This is a genomic window from Nonomuraea sp. NPDC049646 (assembly GCF_044465525.1).
Taxonomy (GTDB): Bacteria; Actinomycetota; Actinomycetes; order Streptosporangiales; family Streptosporangiaceae; genus Nonomuraea.
Window position 1 is genome coordinate 152,356 of sequence record NZ_JBITLU010000018.1, and the last position, 22,580, is coordinate 174,935.

Below are 22,580 nucleotides of genomic sequence, written 5' to 3' on the forward strand. Positions count from 1 at the left end.
CGCCGCGGCGCCGGGGGGGGGGGGGGGGGGGGGGGGGGGGGGGGGGGCGCGCCCCGCCCCCCCCCCCCGGCGGCGCGGGGGGGGGGGGGGCGCGCCCGCCCCCCCCCCCCCCCCCCACGACCATGTCACCCGTGCGTTCGCCCTCTGGGCCCGAAGCCGGGCGGCGGTCAGAGCGCGATGCCGAGCAGGGCGTCGGCGAGATCCTTGACCAGGCCGGGCCGCTGCGGCCCGCCCTCGGCCAGCGCCCGCTCGGCCCAGGCGTCGATCGCGGCCAGCGCGCCCGGCGAGTCGAGGTCGTCGGCCATCCGCTCGCGGACCGTGGCCAGCAGCTCCTCCGCGCGCGGCGCGCCCTGCAGGGCGACGGCCGAGCGCCACAGCGCGAGCCGGCGCTCGGCGGCGGCGAGCTGGTCGGGCGTGTACTCCCAGTCCTCCCGGTAGTGGTGGGCCAGCAGGACGAGCCGCACGGCCATCGGGTCGTGCTGCTGCCGCAGCCGGCTGACGAACACCAGGTTGCCCCTGGACTTCGACATCTTCTCGCCGTCGAGCGCCACCATGCCCGCGTGCGTGTAGAACTTGGCGAACGGCCACTCCCCCGTCGCCGCGTGCCCCTCGGAGGCGCCGCACTCGTGGTGCGGGAAGATCAGGTCGGAGCCGCCGCCCGCCACGTCGTAGCCGGGGCCCAGGTTGCGCAGCGCGATCGCGGTGCACTCGATGTGCCAGCCGGGACGCCCCCGGCCCAGGCTGCTCTCCCAGGCCGGCTCGCCGGGCCGCTCGGCCCGCCACAGCAGCCAGTCGAGCGGGTGCCGCTTGCCCGGCCGGTCGGGGTCGCCGCCGCGCTCGGCGGACAGGGCCAGCATCTCGGCCTCGTCGTAGCCCGACACCTGGCCGAACTTGGGGGCGTCGGCCACCTTGAAGTAGACGTCGCCGTCGAGGTCGTAGGTGCAGCCCTTGGTGGCGAGCTCGGTGATCAGGTCGGCGACGTGGCCCACGACCTCGGTGACGCCGACGTACTCGCGCGGCGGCAGGATGCGCAGCGCCTCCATGTCGGTGCGGAACAGCTCGATCTCGCGCTCGGCCAGCTCCTGCCAGTCGACGCCGGTCTGGGCGGCCCGCTCCAGCAGCGGGTCGTCCACGTCGGTGGCGTTCTGGGTGTAGTGGACCTCGTGCCCGGCGTCCCGCCACATCCGGCCCACCAGGTCGAAGGCGTGGTAGGTGTTGGCGTGGCCGAGGTGGGTGGCGTCGTAGGGGGTGATGCCGCAGACGTACATCCGGGCGGTGGGGCCGGGATCGGTCTGCCGCACCTGCCTCGTCGTCGTGTCGTAGAGACGCAGCGGAATGCTCTCACCTGGGAGCTTGGGGATGTTCTGGGCAGACCACGATCTCATGCCTTTGAGCCTATCCGTGCCGTAAGGTCCGTGAACTCGTAGGCGGTGTCGTCCTGCGCCAGCGTGACCCGCATCACCGACAGCGAGGCGTAGACCCGGCCGTCGGGCAGCGTGTTGCGCACCAGGAGGGCGTCCGGCCGGTCGGAGTGCGCGCCGGTGATCAGCTCCGCCCAGTCGGGCGCGCTCGCGAAGCGCGGCAGGTGGGCCCGTACGCGGCCGGCGTCCGGGTCGAGGCCGGTGTTGACGACCATGCTGGTGCCCTCGGGCAGGGCGGCGGCGGTGAGGCGGTCGCCGTCCCAGCTGAACAGCCGTACGCCGGACAGGTCGGCGAGCACGAGGTGGAAGGGGTCGTAGCGGGTCAGGTCGACGTCCGGGACGCCGCCCGTGGACACCGCGATCAGCGCCAGGTCGCCGCGGGAGACCCTGGTGGTCTCCGGGGCCTGCCTGCCGTGGCCGTTGAGGAGGGCGGCGGCGCGGCAGGCGGACGGCGAGAGGGCCATCCAGGTGCCGCCGCCCTTGAGGTCACGGCCGCCGATCACGCCGGGATGCTCGGGCCAGTGCTCCCCGGGCCCCTCCCAGGGGCGGTCGGTGAGCTCGTCCCGCACGCCCATGAGGGTCAGCGGCTCCCCGGTTCTCACGATCAGCGTGCACATGCGGCAAAGGGTATAAAACCCCCGCCAGTTCTCAGATGGGGGGCCAGGGAACGGCCGGCCACCCTTCCGACGGGTACGGATGCACGCCGGTGTCCAGCAGCCGCCTGACCCGCCGCCAGGTGGCCTCCACCTCGGCCGGCGTGAGCAGCTCGCGCAGCCGCCGCCCCAGCGAGCCCGACTCCAGGTCGCGCTCCAGCTTGGCCAGCACCGCCACCGCCTCGCGCGCCAGCGGCTTGCCCCGCCACTGCCACAGCACGGTACGCAGTTTGTCCTCGACCGAGAAGCAGACGCCGTGGTCGACGCCGTAGACGTGCCCGGTCGGCAGCGGCAGCAGGTGACCGCCCTTGCGGTCGGCGTTGTTGACCACCGCGTCGAACACCGCCATCCGGCGCACCACCGGGTTGCGGCTCTTGACCAGCCGCATGAGGTCGATCTCGCGCTCGGTGTCGATCCACAACTGGCACATGCCGGGACCGAACGGGCCCTCGCGGTAGACGGTCGGCGGCACGATGCGCCAGCCGGTCGCCTGGGAGACCTCGTAGGCGGCCACCTCGCGGGCGGCGAGGGTGCCGTCGGGGAAGTCCCACAGGGGGCGCTCGCCGCGCACCGGCTTGTAGACGCAGGCGGCGCTGCGGCTGCCCAGCTTGATCGAGCAGTAGAGGGTCATGTTGGTGGCCTCGACCAGGCGGCCGGCCACCTCCAGGCGCCCGTCGCGCAGCAGCGTGAGCGCCTCCTCCTCCTGCATGATCGGCCCTTGTGGCGGCTTGACGGCCGGTTCGCTCTCAGGAGCGGTCATGAAGCCGCCTCACCCCCGCGGTAGCCGTTGAGTCGGACGCAGACATGGCCTTCGGCGTCGAGCGGCTGCCCGCACAGGGGACAGGGGGGCCGGCCCGCCGCCACGATCTGGAGCGCTCTGCGGGTGAAGGCGCGCGCGGCGCCGGCGCTGATCCGCACCCGCAGCACGGCGGGGTCGGGGCCGTCGAGGTCCTCCTCGTCGATGACCTCCTGCGCCTCGATCACCACCTGGGACTTGTCGTCGTCCCAGGCCAGCGCCATGGTGCCGACCCGGAAGTCCTCCGCGACCGGCACGTCGAGGGGGGCGTCGTCGGCCAGGTCGGCCGGAGCCAGCGCGGGCACGTGCGCGGTGCCCCCGCTGAGCCGCAGAACCTCGTCGAGCAGCTCGTCGAGCCTGCCCGCGAGCGCAGCCACCTGCAGCTTCTCCAGCGCCACGGTGGTCAGTCTGCCCTCGGCCCTGGCCTGCAGAAAAAAGACCCGCGCGCCCGGCTGCCCCAGGGCGCCGGCGACGAACCTCTCCGGTGGGTCGTAGTCGAAGACCGGCATAGCCTGACCTTACGTGGTCCCGGGTCCACCGCCGACGGCGGCATCGCTCCCGGTGATGTTTTCTCCCCCGTCTTTCTCCTCCGAATCCTCGGGCAACCGCAATTCCCCCATATCGTTAATCCTGAGAACAAAGGGACGCAAGGGGGCATAGCGAATCACGGTGAGGGCCGCAGGATCGGCTGTTATCCGCTGAAAATGATCGAGGTGCAGCCCCAGAGCGTCCGCCACGATCGCCTTGATGACGTCTCCGTGGGTGCACGCCAGGTAGACACCCTTCAACCCGAGGCGTCGATTCCACTCCCGGACGGCGGCGACCGCCCGATGTTGCATATCGGCCAGCGACTCCCCTTCCGGAAATGTCACCGCACTCGGATGCGCCTGCACGGTCTGCCAGAGCGGCTCCCGCGCGAGCTCCTTGAGCGGGCGGCCGGTCCAGGTGCCGTAGCCGCACTCGATCAGCCGCTCGTCGAGGAGCACGTCCGCCCCGCGGCCCTTGGCGACGGCCTCGGCGGTCTCGCGGCAGCGTTCGAGCGGGCTGGAGACGACGGCGTCGAGCCGGACCCCGGCGATGCGGCCGGCCAGCGCCTCGGCCTGCGCCCGCCCGGCCTCGCTCAGGTGCACCCCCGGGGTGCGCCCGGCCAGCACCGGCCCGGTGAGGTCGGTCAGCCCGTGGCGGGCCAGCAGAAGGGTGGTCACACCAGCAAGTGTCGCAGGCGCGGATCACCATGTTTCACGCACCTGCGAGAAAACTTCGCATCCACCCGCCGCCACGCTCCTCACCAGGCAGGACATTGGAGCGGCGGACTGGCGGGCGGGCCCGTTCTTGGTAACCTGGCGGGATCATGGAGCAGCGCTATGTCGGCCGCAGCGGCCTGTCGGTGTCCCGGCTGGGGCTCGGCACGATGACCTGGGGCCGTGACACCGACCCGGAGGAGGCGGCCGCCCAGCTCCGTTCGTTCGTCGACGCTGGCGGCACCCTCGTCGACACCGCCGACGTCTACACCGGCGGCGACTCCGAGCGGCTGCTCGGCCGCATGCTGCGCGACTCCGTGCCGCGCTCGGAGCTGGTGATCTCCACCAAGGCCGTGGTCACCCCGACCGGCCGCCGGCCGCGCGACGCCTCCAGGCGCCACCTGATCGCCGCCGTCGACGAGTCGCTCAACCGGCTCGGCCTCGACTACGTCGACCTGTGGCAGCTCCACACCTACGACGCCGAGGTGCCGCTGGAGGAGACCCTGGCCGCCCTCGACGCGATCGTCTCCTCCGGCCGGGCCGTCTACGCCGGCGTGTGCGACTACGCGGGCTGGCAGCTCGCCGCCGCCGCGGTCACCCAGAAGGCGGTCCCCGGCCGCATCCCGATCACCTCGGCCCAGGTCGAGTACTCGTTGCTGGCCCGCGAGCCCGAGCGCGAGCTGCTGCCCGCCGCCGCCCACCTCGACGTCGGCGTGCTGGCCTGGTCGCCGCTCGGCCGGGGCGTGCTGACCGGCAAGTACCGCACCGGCATCCCGGCCGACTCCCGCGCCGCGACGCCGCACTTCGCCGACTTCGTCCGTCCCTATCTCGACGAGCGGGGCCGCAGCGTGGTCGAGTCGGTCACGACCGCCGCCGACGGGCTCGGCGTCTCGCCGCTGGCGGTGGCGCTGTCGTGGGTGCGCGACCAGCCCGGGGTGGCCTCGGCGATCGTCGGCGCCCGCACCCACACGCAGCTCAAGGGCATCCTGTCGGCCGAGGACGTCGTGCTCCCGATCGAGATCCGGGAGGCGCTCGATGACGTGTCCTCGCTCGACTGACGAACGAGAATCCATCTCGCGTATCACTAGTCGATACCGAATCGCAACTTTACCGGGAAAAAGCCTGCGTCTGACGGGCCTTGTCCATAAGGATTTCCTCCTGAAGCGACACAGGAGGGGACGGATGGGGAGCAGGACCGCGATCTCGGCCGGGGTGCTCGCGGTGGCGCTGGCGGCGATCCCGGCGGGGACGCCGGCCGCTTCCGCCGCCGCCGTCCGGGGCTGCCCGGGTGAGGGGGGCCTGCTCTCGGGCGTCACCGACACGTTGTGCGACGTCGTCGGCGCGCTCACGGGCACGGTCGACGAGGTGACCGGCGGCAAGGCCGACCCGGTGACCAAGGGCGTCGACAAGGCCACCGGCGAGGTGCTCGGCACCGTCGGCGACGCCGTGCCGACCGGCAGGCCCGCCAAGCCGTCGCGATCGGACCGCCCCTCCCCCAGCCCCAGCCACTCCGACCTGGTGCCCGAGACGCTGAAAGACGTGTGCCTGCCGGTGCTGGCCTGCGGCGACCAGGGCGTGCTCACCTCGCTGACGCCCCGGCCCACCCCGACGGCGTCCCCCGGGCCGCAGACCGAGACCGAGACCGGGCGGCACCGCGGCGACCGGCCGCGCGAGCGCGAGACCGACGAGGCCACCGCGCCGCTGCCGACGCAGCCGCCCACGCCGCCGCAGCACCGGCCGTACACGCTGGACGACGAGCGGCCGGTCACCGCCGAGGAGCCGACCGCCGACCCCGACGACTCGCGGGTGGAGCTGCTGTGGCCCAACCCGTTCGGGCGCGAGCTGGCCGTGCCGCTGCGCGACCAGCGGGTGGTGCGGCCCAGCCCGCCGGCTCAGGACGTGCTGGGCACGGTGCTGACGATCGTGCTGCTGGGCTCGGCGGTGCTGGCCACCCGGATCGTGCAGCAGCGGCGGCACCGGGCCGAGCCGAGCGAGTCGATCCCGTTCGAGCCGGCCCCGGCGGGCAGCGGCCGGCACCGCCTGGCGTGAGGGGCGCTCAGCCGCCGATCGCGTGCGCGCCGCCGTCGACGTGCACGATCTCGCCGGTGGTGGCGGGGAACCAGTCGGACATGAGCGCCACGCACGCCTTGGCGGCCGGGACGGTGTCGGTGAGGTCCCAGCCCAGCGGCGAGCGCTCGGGCCAGCTCTCCTCGAACTCCTTGAAGCCGGGGATCGACTTGGCGGCCATCGTGCGCAGCGGCCCGGCCGAGACCAGGTTGACCCGGATGTTGTGCTTGCCCAGGTCGCGGGCGAGGTAGCGGCTGCACGACTCGAGGCCGGCCTTGGCCACGCCCATCCAGTCGTAGACCGGCCAGGCCTTGGAGGCGTCGAAGTCGAGGCCGACGACCGCGCCGCCCTCCTTCATCAGCGGCAGGCAGGCCACGGCCAGCGACTTGAACGAGTACGTGGAGACCTGCAGGGCGGTGGCGACGTCCTCCCACGGCGTGTTGAGGAAGTTGCCGCCGAGGGCGCTCTGCGGCGCGAACCCGATGGAGTGCACGACGCCGTCGAGCCCGTCGACGTGCTCGCCCACGCGGGCGGCCAGCGTGTCGAGCTGGTCGGTGTCCTGGACGTCGAGCTCCAGCACCGGCGGGGTCTGGGGCAGCCGCTTGGCGATGCGCTCGACCAGGCTCAGCCGGCCGAACCCGGTGAGCACCACCGTGGCGCCCTCCTCCTGGGCCAGCTTGGCCACCGAGAAGGCGATGGAGGCGTCGGTGAGCACGCCGGTCACGAGGATCCGCTTGCCTTCGAGAATTCCCACGTCAGTGCCCCATTCCGAGTCCGCCGTCGACCGGGATCACGGCCCCGGTGATGTACGAGGCGTCGTCGCCGGCCAGGAAGCGGACGACGCGCGCGATCTCCGCGGGGGCGGCCTGCCGCCCGAGCGGGATGTTCTTGACGATGGCCTCCTGGTCGAGGCCGGCCGTCATGTCGGTGGCCACGAAGCCGGGCGCGACCACGTTGACGGTGATGTTGCGCGAGCCGTACTCGCGGGCCAGGGAGCGGGCGAAGCCCACCAGGCCGGCCTTGGAGGCGGCGTAGTTGGCCTGGCCCGCCTGGCCGGACAGGCCGACCACGGAGGAGATGAGGATGATGCGGCCGCGCTTGATCTTCATCATGGGCCTGATGGCGCGCTTGGCCACCCGGTAGGCCCCGGTCAGGTTGGCGTCGATGACGTCGGTGAAGGTCTCCTCCTTCATCATCGCCAGCAGGGTGTCCTTGGTGATGCCGGCGTTGGAGACGAGGACCTCGACCGGCCCCTGCTCGGCCTCGACCTTGTCGAAGGCGGCCTCGACCTCGGCCGTGCTGGTGACGTCGCAGCGGACGCCGAACAGGCCCTCCGGCGGCTCCCCCGATCGGTAGGTGACCGCGACGGCGTCGCCGGCCGCGGCGAGTTCACGGGCGATCGCGAGGCCTATGCCGCGATTGCCTCCGGTGACGAGTACAGAGCGTGCCATGGCATCTGACGCTATCTCTTACTTGCGAGTATCCGCTTGTCCGGGTGGCACAAGATCACAGGGTTAGGATCGTGGACATGCGCCAGATCGATCCCGACTTCCTGGAACTGCCGCTGCGGCAGCTCGCGGACGCGGCCCTGCAACGCGCCCGCGACCTCGGCGCCGAGCACGCCGACTTCCGGCTCGAACGCGTCAGGGCCGAGACGCTGCGCCTGTACGACGCCCGCCTCGAAGGCGCGCTCGACGCCGACGACCTCGGCTACGCCGTCCGTGTCGTCAAGGGTGGCACATGGGGGTTCGCGGCCGGCATCCACCTGACCCCGCAGGCCGCCGCGGCCGTGGCCGAGCAGGCGGTGCGGGTGGCCGAGGTGAGCGCCCCGGTCAACCGGGAGCCCATCGAGCTGGCGCCCGAGCCGGTGCACGCCGACGCGGTGTGGGTCTCCGACTACGACGTCGACCCGTTCGAGGTGCCCTCCGCCGACAAGGTGGGGCTGCTGGCCGACTGGTCGGCCGGGCTGCTCAAGGGCGCCGACCACGTCTCGGCGCGGCTGCTGCAGGTCAAGGAGCAGAAGTTCTACGCCGACACCGCGGGCACGGTGACCACGCAGCAGCGCGTGCGGGTGCATCCGTCGCTCAACGCGATGAAGGCGCACGAGGGCGGCTTCGACGACATGTCCACGATCGCGCCGCCGGTCGGCCGCGGCTACGAGTACCTGACCGGCACGGGCTGGGACTGGCCGGCCGAGCTGGGCCGGCTGCCCGAGCTGCTGGCCGAGAAGCTGGCCGCGCCCTCGGTCGAGGCGGGCGACTACGACCTGGTGATCGACCCGTCCAACCTGTGGCTGACCATCCACGAGTCGATCGGCCACGCCACCGAGCTCGACCGGGCGCTGGGCTACGAGGCCGCCTACGCCGGCACCAGCTTCGCCACCTTCGACCAGCTCGGCGAGCTGGTCTACGGCTCGCCGCTGATGAACGTCACCGGCGACCGCACGGTCACCCACGGCCTGGCCACGGTCGGCTACGACGACGAGGGCGTGCGCGGGCAGAGCTTCGACATCGTCAAGGACGGCGTGCTGGTCGGCTACCAGCTCGACCGGCGGATGGCGCTGATGAAGGGGTTCGGGCGCTCCAACGGCTGCGCCTTCGCCGACTCCCCCGGCCACATGCCGATCCAGCGGATGGCGAACGTGTCGCTGGCCGCCGCGCCCGGCGGGCCCTCCACCGAGGAGCTCATCGCGGGCGTGGAGCGCGGCCTGTACATCGTGGGCGACAAGAGCTGGTCGATCGACATGCAGCGCTACAACTTCCAGTTCACCGGGCAGCGGGCGTACCGGATCTCGCACGGGAAGCTGGCCGGGCAGGTCAGAGACTTCGCCTACCAGGCCACCACGACCGATTTCTGGCAGTCGATGGACGGCGTCGGCGGGCCGGGCACGTACGTGCTGGGCGGCGCCTTCAACTGCGGCAAGGGCCAGCCGGGGCAGGTCGCGCCGGTCAGCCACGGATGCCCGTCGGCGCTGTTCAGGGGCGTGCGCGTGCTCAACACGGTGCAGGAGGGCGGCAAGTGACTACTCCGCAGGAGATGGTGGAGAGGGCTCTGGAGCTCTCCGCGAACGACGGCTGCGTGGTGCTGGTGGACGAGGGCTCCACGGCCAACCTGCGCTTCGCGGGCAACACGCTGACCACCAACGGCGTGGCCCGCTCGTCCCGGCTGACCGTGATCTCGGTGGCCGGGCAGGGCGTGGGAGTGGTCTCGCGCTCGGCCGTGCGCGCCGACCAGCTCCCCGACGTGGTAGCGGCGGCCGACCGGGCGGCCCGCGAGGCCCGGCCCGCCGAGGACGCCCGCCCGCTGGTCGAGGGCGGCCCGGCCGCGCCCGGCTGGGACGACGAGGTGCGGCCGACCGACATCGGGGTGTTCGAGCGGTTCGCGCCCGCGCTCGGCGAGGCGTTCTCGGCCGCCGAGTCCGGCGACAGGAAGCTCTACGGCTTCGCCGAGCACTCCCTGACCTCGACCTTCCTCGGCACCTCCACCGGCGTGCGGCTGCGGCACGACCAGCCGACCGGCCGCCTGGAGCTCAACGCCAAGTCCGGCGACCTGAAGCGGTCGGCCTGGACCGGCGTGTTCACCGAGGACTTCGCCGACGTCGACGTGGCCGCGCTCGGCGCCACGCTGGCCCAGCGCCTGGAGTGGGCCAAGACCCGGGTCGACCTGCCCGCCGGCCGCTACGAGACGCTGCTGCCGCCGAGCGCGGTGGCCGACCTGATGATCTACCTGTACTGGTCCGCGGGCGCCAGGGACGCGCTCGACGGCCGCTCGGTGTTCTCCGGGCCGGGCGGCGGCACCCGGGTGGGCGAGCAGCTCGCCACGCTGCCGATCACGCTGTCCAGCGATCCCCGGGCCGCGGGCATCTCGTGCGCGCCTTTCGTCACCGCGCACGCCTCCAGCCGCGACAGCTCGGTGTTCGACAACGGCCTGCCCCTGGGCCCCACCGACTGGATCAGGGACGGCCGGCTGGAGTCGCTGCTCCAGACGCGCTACTCGGCGGAGCTGAGCGGGCTGCCGGTGACGCCCGGCGTCGACAACCTCGTCATGTCCGGCCCGGCGGAGGGCGCCCGGTCGCTGGAGGAGATGATCGCCTCCACCCGGCGCGGGCTGCTGGTCACCTGCCTGTGGTACATCCGCGCGGTCGATCCGCAGACGCTGCTGGTCACGGGCCTCACCCGCGACGGCGTCTACCTGGTGGAGCACGGCGAGGTCGTCGGCGAGGTGAACAACTTCCGGTTCAACGAGAGCCCGGTCGACCTGCTCGGGCGCGTCACGGAGGTGGGGGCGGCGCAGCGCACGCTGCCCCGCGAGTGGAACGACTACTTCCAGCGCACGGTGATGCCGCCGCTGCGGGTGCCGGACTTCAACATGTCGACGGTCAGCCAGGCGAGCTGACCCGGCCGCAGGTCACGCCCGGGGTCACGCCCGGGGTCACGCCCGGGGTCACGCCCGGGGTCACGCCCGGGGTCACGCCCGGGGTCACGGCTGCCGTACGCGCCCGCCGTCCCGCGATCGAGCGGGGCGGCGGGCGTCGTCGTTCCGGGCGGCCGTCCGGGCTCCCAGCGCGCCGCAGGGCGGGCCGGGGCTCGGACGGGCGTCAGTGTGCCGGGGCGCCGGCCCCGGGCCGTCCGGGGACGGTCAGGAGTCCTCCAGGCGGAAGCCCACCTTCATGCCCACCTGGTAGTGCGCGATCTCGCCTCCGTCGAGGTGGCCGCGGATCTCGGTGACCTCGAACCAGTCCAGGTGGCGCAGGGTCTGCGAGGCCCGCTGGAGGCCGTTGCGGATGGCCTGGTCAAGGCTCTCCCCCGACGTGCCGACTATCTCAGTGACCCGATACGTTCGATCCGTCATCTCCCCATCCTCCTTACTCGAAGGCCATGATCGCATGACCCTCCTCATCGCCCGGCCGCGCCGTCGCGCCCTGCCCGTACGAGGTCTACCGTGGAAGGTATGAAGGGGTGGCGCAAGAAGCCGGACGTCCACCAGGTCACCGACGCCAGACCCTCGCTGACGGCGGACATCCGCAAGCGTGAGATCGCCTACCTGATCAAGATGGGCATCCGGACGATCTGCCTGATCCTGGCGGTCGTGGTGCCGGTGCCGTGGCCCTACCGGCTGCTGTTCATCGCCGGGGCAGTGTTTTTGCCATACATTGCCGTAATCGGGGCCAATGAGCGCAGCGAGGGCGCGCCGCCGCCCCACTTTCAGTCCCCCGAGGCTAACCAAACCGAGATACCGCTGCATCGACGCGAGATCGGGTCGTGACTAAGTCTTGACGCATCCCATGGGTTGTAGGTGTACGCTTTAGGCAAGCGCTCCGGTCCCCCGTCGGAGTGCTGGTGCCGGCGTTCCGGGCCCCCGTCGGAACGCCGATGAAGCGACGCCGGGTGGTTTGCCCCCGTAACCACCCGGCGTCGCCCTTTTCCTGGCCAGCCCTTTGCATTGGACGATCAGTCCCCCGCGCCGGCCGGAGTCCGATAGGACCGCTTTCCCGAAATCGTTTACACCGGCCTCCTCCTCGTAATTCCCAGGAAATCTGGAGGAAGCGGCCGGCTTGACTTCAAGAGTTCGTTCGAGTGTCAGCCGTCAGTCAGCGTCTCGGTGGTCGCCTGCTCCCAGTTCTTCGCCAATGTGACCAGTCTGGCCACCGCGTCCTCGGGGGCGCTTCCCGCGCCCTGGGCCAGCCCGAGCAGGTAGGCGGTGAGCGGCGCGGCGGGCCTGGCCACCCCGTGGGCGACCTCCTTGGTCAGGTCGAGGACCAGGTCGCGGTCCACCCGGGCGGGGTCGACGCCCAGCTCCGTGCACACCAGCGCCGTCCACTCGGCGAGTACGTTCATGCGAGCCTCCTTCAGGTCGTCCATCGTGTCGCAGTCGAACCACGGCCGGCCCGGCGAGGCCAGCCGCGTTCCGGTCAGGGGGCCGAGCAGGCCCTTGAGGGAACGCCCGGAGTAGGCGGCGAGCGCCGTCCGCAGCTCCGGCACCGGCCAGGCGCCGACCAGCCACTGCTCGCGGCCGTCGTCGTCGACCATGACGGCTCCCGCGCCTGGACGGGCCGCCGCCAGCAGCTCCCGCACGTGCGCGGCCGTCAGGAACGGCAGGTCGCCGGCGAGCAGCACCAGCCACGGCGCGTCGACCTGGCGCAACCCGGCGGCCAGCGCGGGGACGGGCCCGCCGCCCGGCGGGTCCTCCCGGGTGAACACGACCCCGGGCAGCTCCCGGCGCGGCCCGACGACGACCGTGCGGCGCGCGCCGGACGCCGCCGCGACCACCCGCTCGACCAGCGGACGGCCGCCGACGGCCAGGCCGGGCTTGTCGGCGCCGCCCAGACGGCGGGCCGCTCCCCCGGCCAGGATCACCGCGTCGAAGGGCACCTCAGCCGCCGATGGCCGACATCGGCCTGGACGGCTGGAGGAAGGACGGGTCGTCGATGCCGTGCCCGGCGCGCTTGCGGGCGACCGCGGCGACCCAGCGGGCGGCCAGGTCGTCGTCGGAGGCGCCCGCGCGCATGGCGGTCTTGAGGTCGGACTCCTCGGTGGCGAACAGGCAGTTGCGCACCTGGCCGTCGGCGGTGAGCCGGACCCGGTCGCAGGCGCCGCAGAACGGGCGCGTCACCGAGCCGATCACGCCGACCCGGGCCGGGCCGCCGCCGACCAGGAACCGCTCGGCCGGGGCGCTGCCGCGCTGCTCCAGGTCGTCGGGCGTCAGGTCGAAGGCGGCCGAGAGGCGTTCGAGGATCTCGTCGGCGGTGATCATGCCTTCGCGGGTCCAGCCGTGCTGGGCGTCGAGCGGCATCTGCTCGATGAAGCGCAGCTCGTAGCCGCGTTCCAGGCAGAAGCGCAGCAGCGGCACGGCCTCGTGGTCGTTGACGCCGCGCATGAGCACCGCGTTGACCTTGACCGGGCGCAGGCCCGCCGCGTCGGCGGCGGCCAGCCCCGCGATGACGTCGGCGTGCCGGTCGCGGTGGGCGAGCCGCTTGAACGTGGCCGGGTCGAGCGTGTCGAGCGAGACGTTGACCCGGTCGAGGCCGGCCCGCGCCAGCGGCTCGGCCACCCGGGCCAGGCCGATGCCGTTGGTGGTCAGCAGCACCTGGGGACGCGGCTCCAGGGCGGTGGTGCGGGCGACGATGTCGACCAGCTCGCGCCGGAGCAGCGGCTCGCCGCCGGTGTAGCGCACCTCGGTGATGCCCAGCCGCTCGACGCCGACGCGCACCAGCCGGACGATCTCGTCGGCCGTCAGCAACTGGGCCGTGGGCAGCCAGTCGAGCCCTTCGGGCGGCATGCAGTACGTGCAGCGCAGGTTGCACTTGTCCGTGAGGGACACCCGCAGATCCGTGGCCACCCGTCCGAACGAGTCTCGCAACATGGGGCGTCACCTCCTGTCCGTTTCGCCAGAGAGCCAGACTACGACGGGTGTCGCGCGGCGCTCAAAACCGCCTGCCTCCCCCTGGCAGGCAACACGCCGCGCCGGTGATCGATTCCTCGGGGCCGCCGGGACGGGACCGTCAGGGGTGGGCGGCGTGCCAGGACTCGCGGGCGTCGATGAGCTCCGACAGGTGCCGCCTGGACCACTCGCAGCCGGCCGCCATGGGCGCGAGCAGGCTGCGGCCGAGGGAGGTCAGGGCGTACTCGACGCGGGGCGGGATCTCGGGGTAGGCCGTGCGGGTGAGCAGGCCGTCGCGTTCCATGGCGCGCAGGGACGCGGTGAGGACCTTCGGGGTGATGCCGCGCAGCGGGACCTGCAGCTCGGTGAAGCGTCTCGGGCCCTGCTCCAGACAGCGGATGATCTTGGCGGTCCACTTGTCGCCGACGCGGACGGGGGCGACGGGGGCACAGGCGGCGAACATGTCGGGGTCAAGGGGTTCGGCCATGCGTCCATGCTAGGCGGCGGAGGCTCACTATCGTTGCGGGAAGTGACCGTCGGGCGTCTACCGTCTGCCGGACGCGGCCGGGTGTGCCGGCCGCCGGACGGAGTGGCGGACGATGAGCAGGATCGTGGTTTTCGGCGGCGGCGGACGGGCCGGCGCGCGGGTGGCCGGGCAGGCCCTGGAGCGGGGGCACGAGGTGACGGCCGTGGTGCGCGACCCGTCCCGGTACGCGGGGCCGTCCGGCGACGGCGTGCGCGTGGTGGCCGGTGACGTGACCGACCGGGAGAGCGTGGCGGCGGTCGCGGCGGGGCACGACGTGGCGGTGCAGGCGAGCGTCCGGCTGGACGTGCCGTCCGCGGAGTTCTACACGGCGGCGGCGCGGGCGCTGACCGGCGGGCTGGCGGCGGCGGGCGTGCCCCGGCTGGTGGCCCTCGGCATCGGCACCCTGCTGGAGGTCGCGCCGGGGACGCGGCTGGTGGACACCCCCGGCTTCCCCGAGGACGCCCGGACGTTCTCCCTCGGGCACGCCGCCGAGCTGGAGGTGTTGCGCGAGGAGGGCGGGGCGCTGGACTGGGTGGTGATCGCGCCGCCGCCGGTGGTGCTCGACGACCGGGCCGAGCGCAGCGGGCGGCACCGGTTCGGCGGGGAGCAGGTCATGGCCGCCGAGGAGGGCGGGCCGGTGTTCTCCTACGCCGATCTGGCGGCGGCGGTGGTGGCGGAGATCGAGGACCCGCGGCACCACCGGGTTCAGGTCGCCGTGGGCTACTGACGGCGACGACCGGCCCGGGAACGGCTCGGAAGACGCTCGGAACAGGGCCGGGAACGGCTCGCGAACGGCCTGGGAACGGCCCGGGGAACAGCCCGGGAACGGCCCGGGGAACGGCTCGGGAACGGCCCGGGGAACGGCCCGGGAAGCCTCGGGAGAGGCTCCGAACGGGGCCGGACATGCCGGAAGCCCGGCCTTGCGGCCGGGCTTCCGCCGGTGCTGCTAGTGGTGGCGGCCGCCGTAGACCTTCACCCAGTCCTTGCCCTCGGAGGGGGCCAGGTACCTGGAGCCCTCGAAGACGGCGCGCCAGGTGCCCGAGGTGTAGGCCCGCTCGCTGGTACGGAAGGAGCCGTCCCGGTTCGTCCGGACCGACTCGACGTAGTCCCACTCGTCGCTGCCGTCGGCCTGGAAGAGGATCACGACCCGCTTCCACGCCAGACGGTGCCAGCGCTCGCTGTCCTTGCAGTAGTCGGCGTGGTGCACCGCGACGAACCCGCTGATGTAGTCCTCGTCGCAGGACACCGACAGCTTGCCCTGGATGTCGAGGGCCCTGCCGCGCCGCGCCGGCTCGGGGTTGACATCGAGCTGGAGGCTCGTGCTCCCGCCCGCGAAGTCGGGATCGGGGTCCGTGTCCGCCAGGGCGGGCGCGGCGGCGGCGGTGGCCACCATCGTGGCGCCCAGAGCGGCCGCGGCCAGTCCGGCGGCTAGACGTCGCATCATCAAAAACAAATCCTTCCCCGTCTCGGACGCGCCCCAGGGACGGGACACGTCAACGCCTAATGACGCGTAAGGGTAAAGAAAAGTTGCGATACGACAGATCACGATTAGATAACGACAAATACCCCGACGGATTTTTGTGCGTGTTTTATTACTTTAACTGGCGATTTGTCGGGGTTTAGTGGTGTATGGCGCGTAGTGGGGGGTTCCCGGGAAGTGCACCCGCCACAGGCCGCCTCTCCTGGGCGGCACCGTCTGCACGAAGGCCCCGGCCGCGTCGGTCGTCGTCTCGGCCACGTCCTCCCAGGCCGGCGAGCCCTCCCCGCGCCACTGGAGGCGCAGCCGCTGCTTGGCGTACGGCCCGAAGTCGGTGAAGCCGCGCGGGTCGATCCTGGTCAGCGAGCCGCGCAGGCGCACGCCGCCGGCGGACTTCGGCGACCTCTCCACCCGGACGGACGACAGCCTGGTCGCCCTCCTGAGCTCGAAGGAGGCGTATTCGGTGACCGTGGCGCCGTCCGCGTCCCTGGCGGTGGCGCTGATCGTCCAGGTGCCGGTCGGGTAGAAGCGGTTCAGCTTCTTGTCGGGCAGGAAACGCCAGGTCTGCCAGTCGGCCGCCATCCGGGCCGGCGGAGTCGCCCCCTGGCGCCACACCAGCCGGGGCGGCAGCGTGCCGGCGGACGGGGCTTTCTGCAGGTCGGCCCTCGGCGCGGCGGCAGGCTCGGCGGCCGGCGCGGCGGCGACCGTCAGGGGCAGCGGCATCAGGGCCCGCAGCCCCTCGACCGGGACGGCGGCGGGATCCGCGTACACGCTCCCCTGCACGGCGGCGGCCGGACCGCCCGGCGCGGCCGAAGACCCGGACGGCCCCGCGGGCCCGGTGGACCCGGTGGACCCGGTGGACCCGGTGGATCCGGCGGGCTCCGACGACGACCCGGGCTCCGCGGACGAGGAGGACTCCGACGGTCCGGAGACAGCTGGCGGCTGGAGGCCGGGTTCGGCGGCGGGCGGGAGGTCGGTGGTGTCCTCGACCGGGGGTTTGGCCGACAGCAGCGGGCCGGGCGGTGCGCCGGGCTCCACCTTGACGGTGACGCCGTTCTTGCCGCGCGCGCCCCGCGCGATCACGTCGATCACCAGGCTCACCGAGTCGTGGGCCCCCACGACCGGGTTCGCGGGCCGTACGGTGATGGCGCGGATGGCGAGCTCGGTCGCGGCGGGATACGCAGGCACGGGCGCCGTGAGCGACCCCGCCGCGAGCGAGACGAGAAGGAGGCTTCTGGTCATGAGCGAGACGCTAGGAACCGCCCGGTCATGACCAGGACCGCGACACGCACCCCTTATGGCAAAGCCGACCGGGGGCCGACGGGTGCCGACGGGTGCGCGGGTTCAGCGCGCGTCGCCGTAGAGGGACTCGATGACGTCGGCGTACTTGGCGTGGATGACGCGTCGCTTCAGCTTCAGGCTGGGGGTGAGCTCCTCGGTCTCGGCGGTCCACTCGGTGCCGAGCAGCGCCCACCGCTTGACCTGCTGCACCCTGGCCAGCCTGGCGTTGGCGGCCTCGACGGCGGCCGCGACCTCCTTGAGGACGTCGGGGTGCTCGGCCAGCTCGGCCAGGGAGGTGAAGCCGATGCCGCGGGCCTGCGCCCAGCCCGGCGCGGTCTCGCCGTCGAGGGTCAGGACGGCCACCGGGTGCGGGCGGTTGTCGCCGTAGGCGAGGGCCTGGCCGATGAGCAGGTGCTCCTTGAGGTGGTTCTCGATCTCGGCGGGCGAGACGTTCTCGCCCCCGGCGGTGATGATGAGCTCCTTCTTGCGGTCGACGACGCGGTAGAAGCCGTCCTCGTCGACCGTGCCGATGTCGCCGGTGTGCAGCCAGCCGTCGGCGTCGAGCAGCTCGGCGGTGGCCTCGGCGCGGTTGAGGTAGCCGCCGGTGTTGAGAGGGCTGTGGGTGAGGATCTCGCCGTCCTCGGCGATGCGGACCTCGACGCCGGGCTCGGCCCTGCCGACGGTGCCCAGGCGGTAGCAGGAGGGGCTGTTGCCGGTGAAGGCGCCGGTGGTCTCGGTCATGCCGTAGACGTCGATGACCTTGAGGCCGAGGCCGGCGTAGAAGTGCTGGACCTCGGCGGGCAGGGGGGCGGCGCCGGTCGCGGTCCACTCGGCGCGGTCGAAGCCGATCATGCCGCGGACGACCGACAGCAGGGCCGCGTCGGCCTTGTCGTAGGCGGCCTGGATCTCGGGGGTGATGGTGCCGCCGTACTGGCCGGCCTCGACGTAGGCGGCGCCGGCGGCCATGGCCTCGCGTACGGCGGCCTGCTGCTCGGGCGGCTGGGTGGCGAGCACGGCCAGCAGCCGGGCCATCATCTTCTCCCACACGCGCGGCACGCCGAAGAACATCATCGGCCTGACCTGGCCGAGCGTGGCGCCGAGGTTGGCCAGGTCGGTGCAGAAGTGCACGTGCGACATCTTGACCAGCGGGAGGTAGAGGCTGAGGATGCGCTCGGCGATGTGGGCGTAGGTGAGGTAGGAGATCTGGGTGCCGTGCGTCGGCAGCGAGGTGATGCGGTCGGTGGCGGCGGCCTCGTAGAAGACGTTGGTGTGGGTGAGCGGCACGCCCTTGGGCATGCCGGTGGTGCCCGAGGTGTAGAGCACGGTGACGACGTCGCCGGCGGCCACCTCGCGGGCGCGGGCCTCGACGGCGGCCTCGTCCTCGGCAAGGCGGGCGCGGCCGAGGTCGAGGAAGTCGGCCCAGGACAGGAACCGCTCGTCGTCGGGGGCGCCGTCGAGCATGATGATCCGGCGCAGGCCGTCGAGCCGGTCGAGCACCGGCTGCCAGCGGGCCAGCTCGGCGGGGCCGCCCAGCACGGCGAAGCGGGCGCCCACGTCGCCGGCCACGAACGCGATCTGGTCGGGCGCGAAGGTGGAGTAGACCGTGCAGCCCACGCCGCCGGCGTGCACGGCGCCGAGGTCGGCCAGCACGTGCTCGCTGCGGTTGACCATCATGATGGCGACTGATTCGCCGCGGCGCAGGCCGAGGGCGGCGAAGGCGGCCGCGATCTCCAGGATGCGCCGCCGCGCCTGGCCGTAGGTCAACGTGGTCCAGCCGCCGGGGTTGCCCGAGCCGTCGGGGTCGGAGTACGCGGGTGCGTCGGGGTGCCGGGCGGCCACCTGCCTGAGCTGTTCGCAGACCGTACGACCGGCGATCTCCCGCTCGATCTCGGCCCGTACGTCGAGGACTTCGGCCATGGCACCCGCCTCCAGTCAGTAATCACTTGCACAGGTGGCATGCATCGCACCACACCCTCTGGACAGCGGCAAGACCCAGACGGGAAACAGTCGGCGAGGTCACGTAGAGTGATCGTCCAGGTGCCGTACGTGTCTCGGGAGGGCGGGCATGAGCAAGGGCGGAAGGACCTTCTTCGGGCATCCGTGGGGGCTGGCGACCCTGTTCTCCACGGAGATGTGGGAGCGCTTCAGCTGGTACGGCCTGCGGGCGATCCTGGCCACGTTCATGGCGGCCTCGCCCGCCCACAAGGGCCTCGGCATGTCGCAGGAGACGGCGCAGGCGGTGGTCGGCGTCTACGGGGCGCTGATCTACCTGGTGGCGCTGCCCGGCGGCTGGATCGCCGACCGCGTGCTGGGGGCGCGCAGGTCGGTGTTCTGGGGCGGGTTCGTCATCATGCTGGGCCACATCAGCATGGCGATCCCGGTGACGACGTCGTTCTTCGTCTGGCTGGGGCTGCTGCTCATCATCAGCGGCACGGGCCTGCTCAAGCCGAACATCTCGGTGATGGTCGGCCGCCTGTACGGCGAGGACGAGGACGGCCGCCGCGACGCCGGCTTCTCCCTGTTCTACCTGGGCATCAACCTGGGCGCCTTCTTCGCTCCCCTGGTCGTCGGCTGGCTGGCCGACGGCGACCGCTGGCACCTGGGCTTCAGCGCCGCCGCCGTCGGCATGGCCCTCGGCCTGCTGCAGTACGTGTGGGGCGGCCGGAACCTGCGGGGCGTCGGGGAGCGGCCCGGCGTCCGGCTGACGCCGCCCGAGCGCCGCCGGTTCGGGCGGGCGGCCGGGGCGGGCGTGGCGGTGACCGCCGTCGCGCTCGGCGCGTGGGCGGCCACGGGCACGCTCACCATCGACCGCCTGGCGCTGGCGATCACGATCGTCATCCTGATCGTGCCGGTGGTCTACTTCGCCTACATCCTGCTGGGCAGCCACAGCCTCACCGACGAGGAGCGCAGCCGGATGAAGGCCTACATCTGGCTGTTCGTGGCGGCGGCGATCTTCTGGATGATCTACGACCTGGCGCCGAGCAAGCTGCTGTTCTTCGCCGCCGACCACACCCGGCTGGAGCTGTTCGGGGTGCCGATCCAGGCGGCGACGACGCAGTCGTTCAACCCGCTGTTCATCATGATCTTCGTGCCGGTGTTCGCGGCGTTGTGGGTGAAGCTCGGGGTGCGGGTGAGCACGCCGCAGAAGTTCGGGTTCGCGCTGGTCATGGTGGGGCTGAGCTTCGTGGTGATGGCCATCGCCGCCGGGCTGGCGACCGGCGGGCGGGTGTCGGTGTGGTGGCTGGTGCTGGTCTACCTGATCCAGGTGTTCGGCGAGCTGTCGCTGAGCCCGGTCGGGCTGTCGGTGACGACGAAGCTGGCGCCGGAGGCGTTCAAGGGGCAGATGCTGGGGATCTGGTTCATCGCGGTGTCGGTGGGCGACGCGGTCGGCGGCCAGACCGGGCGGCTCACCCGCTACCTGTCCGACCCGATGTACTACCTGGTACTGGCGATCATGGCGATCGCGGCCGGGCTGGCGATGTTCCTGTTCACGCGGAAACTGCGGGTGCTCATGGCCGAGCACTACCATGCGGCGGCCATGCCGCCGATCCGGTAAAAACATCCAACGTGTCTGAAATTCTCGACCTTGTCGGTATTTTTGTCTTCGCACTGACCGGTGCGCTCATGGGTGTGCGCAAGCGGCTCGACGTGGTCGGGATGGGCGTCCTGGCCGAGATGACCGCGCTCGGCGGCGGGCTGGTCCGCGATCTCATTCTCAACGTGCGGCCGGCCGCCTTCCAGAGCCTGGGGTACGTGCTGGTGCCGGTGGCCGCCACGGTGATCGTCTTCTTCTGGCATCCGCACGTGGCGCGCGTGATGCCGGTCATCCTCGTGCTCGACGCGGCCGGTCTCGGCCTGTTCGCGGCCGTCGGCACCGAGAAGGCCCTGGAGTACGGCCTCAGCCCGCTGCACGCCACCATCCTCGGCGTCACGACGGCCGTCGGCGGCGGCGTGATCCGCGACGTGCTGGCCGGCGAGATCCCCACGCTGCTGTACGACCGCCAGCTCTACGCGGTGCCCGCGCTGCTGGGCTCGGCCGTGATGGCGGGCCTGTCCACGGCCGGGATGCACGGCTGGCCGGCCACGCTCGCCGCCGCGCTGCTGGCCTTCGGCCTGCGCATCACCGCGATGCGCCGCAACTGGCGCGCGCCCCTGGCCAAGGGCGCCGAGGAACACTCCTAGCCCCCGCACCACGCGCGAGTAGCCCCCGCACCACGCATGAGTAGCCCCCGCACCACGCACGAGCGAGCCCCTCACACCATCGGCACCAGCGAGTCGGGGTGGCGGCGGGCGCCGGTGGGGCCCTGGATCCGGGCGCGGGCGATGCGGGCGACGGCGTCGGCCACGGTCTCGGGCGGCAGGGTGAACGGCAGCCGCAGGTAGCCCTCCAGGGTGCCCTCCAGGCCGAACCAGGGCCCGGGAGCCAGGCGCACGCCGTGGGAGGCGGCGGCGTCGGCGAGCGTGGTGGAGGTGTCGCCGTTGAGCCGCACCCACAGCGTGCCGCCGCCGCGCGGCGGCGTGTACGTCCACTGCGGCAGGTGGCGGGCCAGCGCGGCGGTCAGCGCGTCCCGGGAGGCGCGCAGGCCGCGCAGGCGTTCGGCGCGGGTCTGCGCCATCCGCTCGAACAGGCGGGCGGTGACCAGCTGCTCCATGACCGGGCTGGAGATGTCGACGACCGCGCGGTGCCGGGCCAGCCGGCGGGCCAGGGCGGCCGTGGTGCGGATCCAGCCGATGCGCAGGCCGCCCCACCACAGCTTGGACGCCGACCCGATGCTGATCACGCGGCTGTCGGTGTCGAAGGCGGCCATGGGCGCGGTGCGCGGCACGTCGTCCAGGGCCAGCTCGCTCCAGGTCTCGTCGACCAGCAGGATGACGTCGTTGCGGCGGGCCGCGCCGGCGACGGCGGCGCGGGTGGCGTCGTCCATGAGGGCGCCGGTGGGGTTGTGGAAGTCGGGCATGAGGTAGGCCAGGCGGGCGGCCGACTGCCGCATCGTGGCGGCCATCAGGTCGGGCTGCCAGCCCTCGTGCGAGATGCCGAAGGGCACGATCCGGGCGCCGTGCTGGCGGGCCACGTCGATGGCGTGCGGGTAGGTCGGCGACTCGACCATGACGGGGTCGCCGGGGCCGACCAGCAGCCCGGCGACGAGCTGGATGGCGTGCTGGGAGCCGGTGGTGACGACGATCTGGTCCGGCCGGGTGGCCAGGCCGCGCTCGGTGTAGCGGGCGGCGACGCGCTCGCGCAGGACCGGCAAACCCATGGGGTCGTAGCCGTTGCCCATGCCGTACCTGGGCAGGTCGTCCAGGGCCTCGGCCATGGCCTCGCGCAGCGCGGAGGGCGCGGGCGGGGCGGCGCAGTGGAGCTGGATCAGGCCGTCGTCGCCGGTGGACAGCCAGGGGTTCTCGCGGGTGGTGGCCGGGTCCGGCAGGGTGGTCCAGCTTCCCGAGCCCTGCCTGCTGTCCAGGTAGCCGCGCTCGCGCAGCAGGTCGTAGGCGGAGGTGACGGTGGTGCGGCTGACGCCCAGGGTCTCGGCCAGGTGGCGTTCTGCGGGCATGCGCACGCGTACGGGGATCTGGCCGTCCATGATGAGCGCGCGCACGCCGTCGGCCAGGGCGCGGTAGTACGGCCGGGCGGCCGGATCGACGTCGACCAGCCGGGCCACCTGCGCAGCCGACAAATGCCTCATAAGGCCACTTTCCATGATTGGCCCTGTTTTGGCAACCAGGTGGCCTGCCACCAT

23 protein-coding genes are annotated in these 22,580 nt (G+C 72.6%); 8 read left to right on the forward strand and 15 right to left on the reverse strand.

The features are described from left to right. Positions 1-167: 167 nt before the first annotated feature. Genes mshC through ACIBQ8_RS40775 form a run of 5 tightly spaced genes read right to left on the reverse strand, consistent with a single transcriptional unit; the run spans position 168 to position 4,075 of the window. Entirely contained in the window at positions 168-1,385 is a 1,218-nt protein-coding gene (mshC, locus tag ACIBQ8_RS40755; protein ID WP_397194711.1) for a cysteine--1-D-myo-inosityl 2-amino-2-deoxy-alpha-D-glucopyranoside ligase, read from the reverse strand. Beyond that, the gene (locus ACIBQ8_RS40760; RefSeq protein WP_397177368.1) at positions 1,382-2,038 is read right to left on the reverse strand and encodes an NRDE family protein; all 657 of its coding nucleotides are present in this window, start codon (positions 2,036-2,038) and stop codon (positions 1,382-1,384) included. Before ACIBQ8_RS40760 ends, mshC begins: the two co-directional genes overlap by 4 nt. A 31-nt stretch (positions 2,039-2,069) precedes the next feature. Next, positions 2,070-2,834, reverse strand: a complete 765-nt coding sequence (locus ACIBQ8_RS40765; protein WP_397177366.1) for an SCO1664 family protein — start codon at positions 2,832-2,834, stop codon at positions 2,070-2,072. Next, positions 2,831-3,379, reverse strand: a complete 549-nt coding sequence (locus ACIBQ8_RS40770; RefSeq protein WP_352363409.1) for a DUF3090 domain-containing protein — start codon at positions 3,377-3,379, stop codon at positions 2,831-2,833. The genes ACIBQ8_RS40765 and ACIBQ8_RS40770 overlap by 4 nt, the downstream gene beginning before the upstream one ends. Before the next feature lie 9 nt (positions 3,380-3,388). Further along, positions 3,389-4,075, reverse strand: a complete 687-nt coding sequence (locus tag ACIBQ8_RS40775; RefSeq protein WP_397194712.1) for an MSMEG_4193 family putative phosphomutase — start codon at positions 4,073-4,075, stop codon at positions 3,389-3,391. Positions 4,076-4,221: 146 nt separating this feature from the next. Between ACIBQ8_RS40775 and ACIBQ8_RS40780 the strand changes: the two genes are divergently transcribed. Beyond that, on the forward strand, positions 4,222-5,169 hold the full coding sequence (locus ACIBQ8_RS40780) for an aldo/keto reductase (RefSeq protein WP_397177364.1): 948 nt from the start codon (positions 4,222-4,224) through the stop codon (positions 5,167-5,169). Between the two features lie 124 nt (positions 5,170-5,293). Further along, the gene (locus ACIBQ8_RS40785; RefSeq protein WP_397194713.1) at positions 5,294-6,160 is read left to right on the forward strand and encodes a hypothetical protein; all 867 of its coding nucleotides are present in this window, start codon (positions 5,294-5,296) and stop codon (positions 6,158-6,160) included. Between the two features lie 7 nt (positions 6,161-6,167). Here ACIBQ8_RS40785 and fabI read toward each other — a convergent pair whose 3' ends face one another. Together fabI and ACIBQ8_RS40795 are read right to left on the reverse strand one after the other, a co-directional pair. Then, positions 6,168-6,932: an enoyl-ACP reductase FabI gene (fabI, locus tag ACIBQ8_RS40790; protein WP_352327881.1), complete on the reverse strand. Its 765-nt coding sequence runs from the start codon at positions 6,930-6,932 to the stop codon at positions 6,168-6,170. Position 6,933: 1 nt separating this feature from the next. Then, positions 6,934-7,629: a beta-ketoacyl-ACP reductase gene (locus ACIBQ8_RS40795; protein WP_352363417.1), complete on the reverse strand. Its 696-nt coding sequence runs from the start codon at positions 7,627-7,629 to the stop codon at positions 6,934-6,936. 77 nt (positions 7,630-7,706) lie between these two features. Here ACIBQ8_RS40795 and ACIBQ8_RS40800 point away from each other — a divergent pair, with 77 nt between their 5' ends. Continuing rightward, positions 7,707-9,200: a TldD/PmbA family protein gene (locus tag ACIBQ8_RS40800; RefSeq protein ID WP_352327883.1), complete on the forward strand. Its 1,494-nt coding sequence runs from the start codon at positions 7,707-7,709 to the stop codon at positions 9,198-9,200. Between the two features lie 14 nt (positions 9,201-9,214). Next, entirely contained in the window at positions 9,215-10,573 is a 1,359-nt protein-coding gene (locus ACIBQ8_RS40805; RefSeq protein ID WP_397177565.1) for a metallopeptidase TldD-related protein, read from the forward strand. Between the two features lie 243 nt (positions 10,574-10,816). On the opposite strand, the gene ACIBQ8_RS40810 is transcribed toward ACIBQ8_RS40805, so the two are convergent. Beyond that, positions 10,817-11,029 carry a dodecin gene (locus ACIBQ8_RS40810; RefSeq protein ID WP_125642491.1) on the reverse strand — a complete coding sequence of 71 codons (213 nt, stop codon included), beginning with the start codon at positions 11,027-11,029 and terminating at the stop codon, positions 10,817-10,819. A 99-nt stretch (positions 11,030-11,128) separates the two neighbouring features. Here ACIBQ8_RS40810 and ACIBQ8_RS40815 point away from each other — a divergent pair, with 99 nt between their 5' ends. Continuing rightward, positions 11,129-11,443: a DUF3099 domain-containing protein gene (locus tag ACIBQ8_RS40815; RefSeq protein WP_397177358.1), complete on the forward strand. Its 315-nt coding sequence runs from the start codon at positions 11,129-11,131 to the stop codon at positions 11,441-11,443. Between the two features lie 314 nt (positions 11,444-11,757). Here ACIBQ8_RS40815 and ACIBQ8_RS40820 read toward each other — a convergent pair whose 3' ends face one another. The 3 genes from ACIBQ8_RS40820 to ACIBQ8_RS40830 form a co-directional block, all read right to left on the reverse strand. Further along, entirely contained in the window at positions 11,758-12,549 is a 792-nt protein-coding gene (locus ACIBQ8_RS40820; RefSeq protein ID WP_397194714.1) for an NTP transferase domain-containing protein, read from the reverse strand. 1 nt (position 12,550) lies between these two features. Continuing rightward, positions 12,551-13,540 carry a GTP 3',8-cyclase MoaA gene (gene moaA, locus ACIBQ8_RS40825; protein WP_397177354.1) on the reverse strand — a complete coding sequence of 330 codons (990 nt, stop codon included), beginning with the start codon at positions 13,538-13,540 and terminating at the stop codon, positions 12,551-12,553. A 139-nt stretch (positions 13,541-13,679) separates the two neighbouring features. After that, positions 13,680-14,045 (reverse strand): winged helix-turn-helix transcriptional regulator, encoded by a 366-nt coding sequence (locus ACIBQ8_RS40830; protein ID WP_397194715.1) that lies wholly within the window; start codon positions 14,043-14,045, stop codon positions 13,680-13,682. Positions 14,046-14,157: 112 nt separating this feature from the next. On the opposite strand from ACIBQ8_RS40830, the gene ACIBQ8_RS40835 reads away from it, so the two are divergent. After that, on the forward strand, positions 14,158-14,811 hold the full coding sequence (locus ACIBQ8_RS40835) for an NAD(P)-dependent oxidoreductase (RefSeq protein ID WP_397177350.1): 654 nt from the start codon (positions 14,158-14,160) through the stop codon (positions 14,809-14,811). A gap of 219 nt (positions 14,812-15,030) precedes the next feature. Here the strand turns inward: ACIBQ8_RS40835 and ACIBQ8_RS40840 are convergent, their stop codons facing one another. From ACIBQ8_RS40840 to ACIBQ8_RS40850, 3 genes are all read right to left on the reverse strand, one after another. Continuing rightward, positions 15,031-15,528, reverse strand: coding sequence for a hypothetical protein (locus ACIBQ8_RS40840; RefSeq protein ID WP_397177349.1), 498 nt, complete (start codon positions 15,526-15,528; stop codon positions 15,031-15,033). 153 nt (positions 15,529-15,681) lie between these two features. Continuing rightward, complete coding sequence (locus ACIBQ8_RS40845; protein WP_397194716.1) at positions 15,682-16,803, reverse strand: hypothetical protein; 1,122 nt, start codon at positions 16,801-16,803, stop codon at positions 15,682-15,684. Between the two features lie 102 nt (positions 16,804-16,905). Further along, on the reverse strand, positions 16,906-18,759 hold the full coding sequence (locus ACIBQ8_RS40850; protein ID WP_397194717.1) for an AMP-dependent synthetase/ligase: 1,854 nt from the start codon (positions 18,757-18,759) through the stop codon (positions 16,906-16,908). 148 nt (positions 18,760-18,907) lie between these two features. Between ACIBQ8_RS40850 and ACIBQ8_RS40855 the strand changes: the two genes are divergently transcribed. Next, positions 18,908-20,398: a peptide MFS transporter gene (locus ACIBQ8_RS40855; protein ID WP_397177344.1), complete on the forward strand. Its 1,491-nt coding sequence runs from the start codon at positions 18,908-18,910 to the stop codon at positions 20,396-20,398. 11 nt (positions 20,399-20,409) lie between these two features. Continuing rightward, a complete protein-coding gene (locus tag ACIBQ8_RS40860; RefSeq protein WP_397177342.1) occupies positions 20,410-21,024 on the forward strand; it encodes a trimeric intracellular cation channel family protein in 615 nt (204 codons plus the stop codon). Positions 21,025-21,095: 71 nt separating this feature from the next. Here ACIBQ8_RS40860 and ACIBQ8_RS40865 read toward each other — a convergent pair whose 3' ends face one another. Beyond that, positions 21,096-22,526, reverse strand: a complete 1,431-nt coding sequence (locus tag ACIBQ8_RS40865) for a PLP-dependent aminotransferase family protein (protein ID WP_397177340.1) — start codon at positions 22,524-22,526, stop codon at positions 21,096-21,098. Positions 22,527-22,580 lie beyond the last annotated feature (54 nt).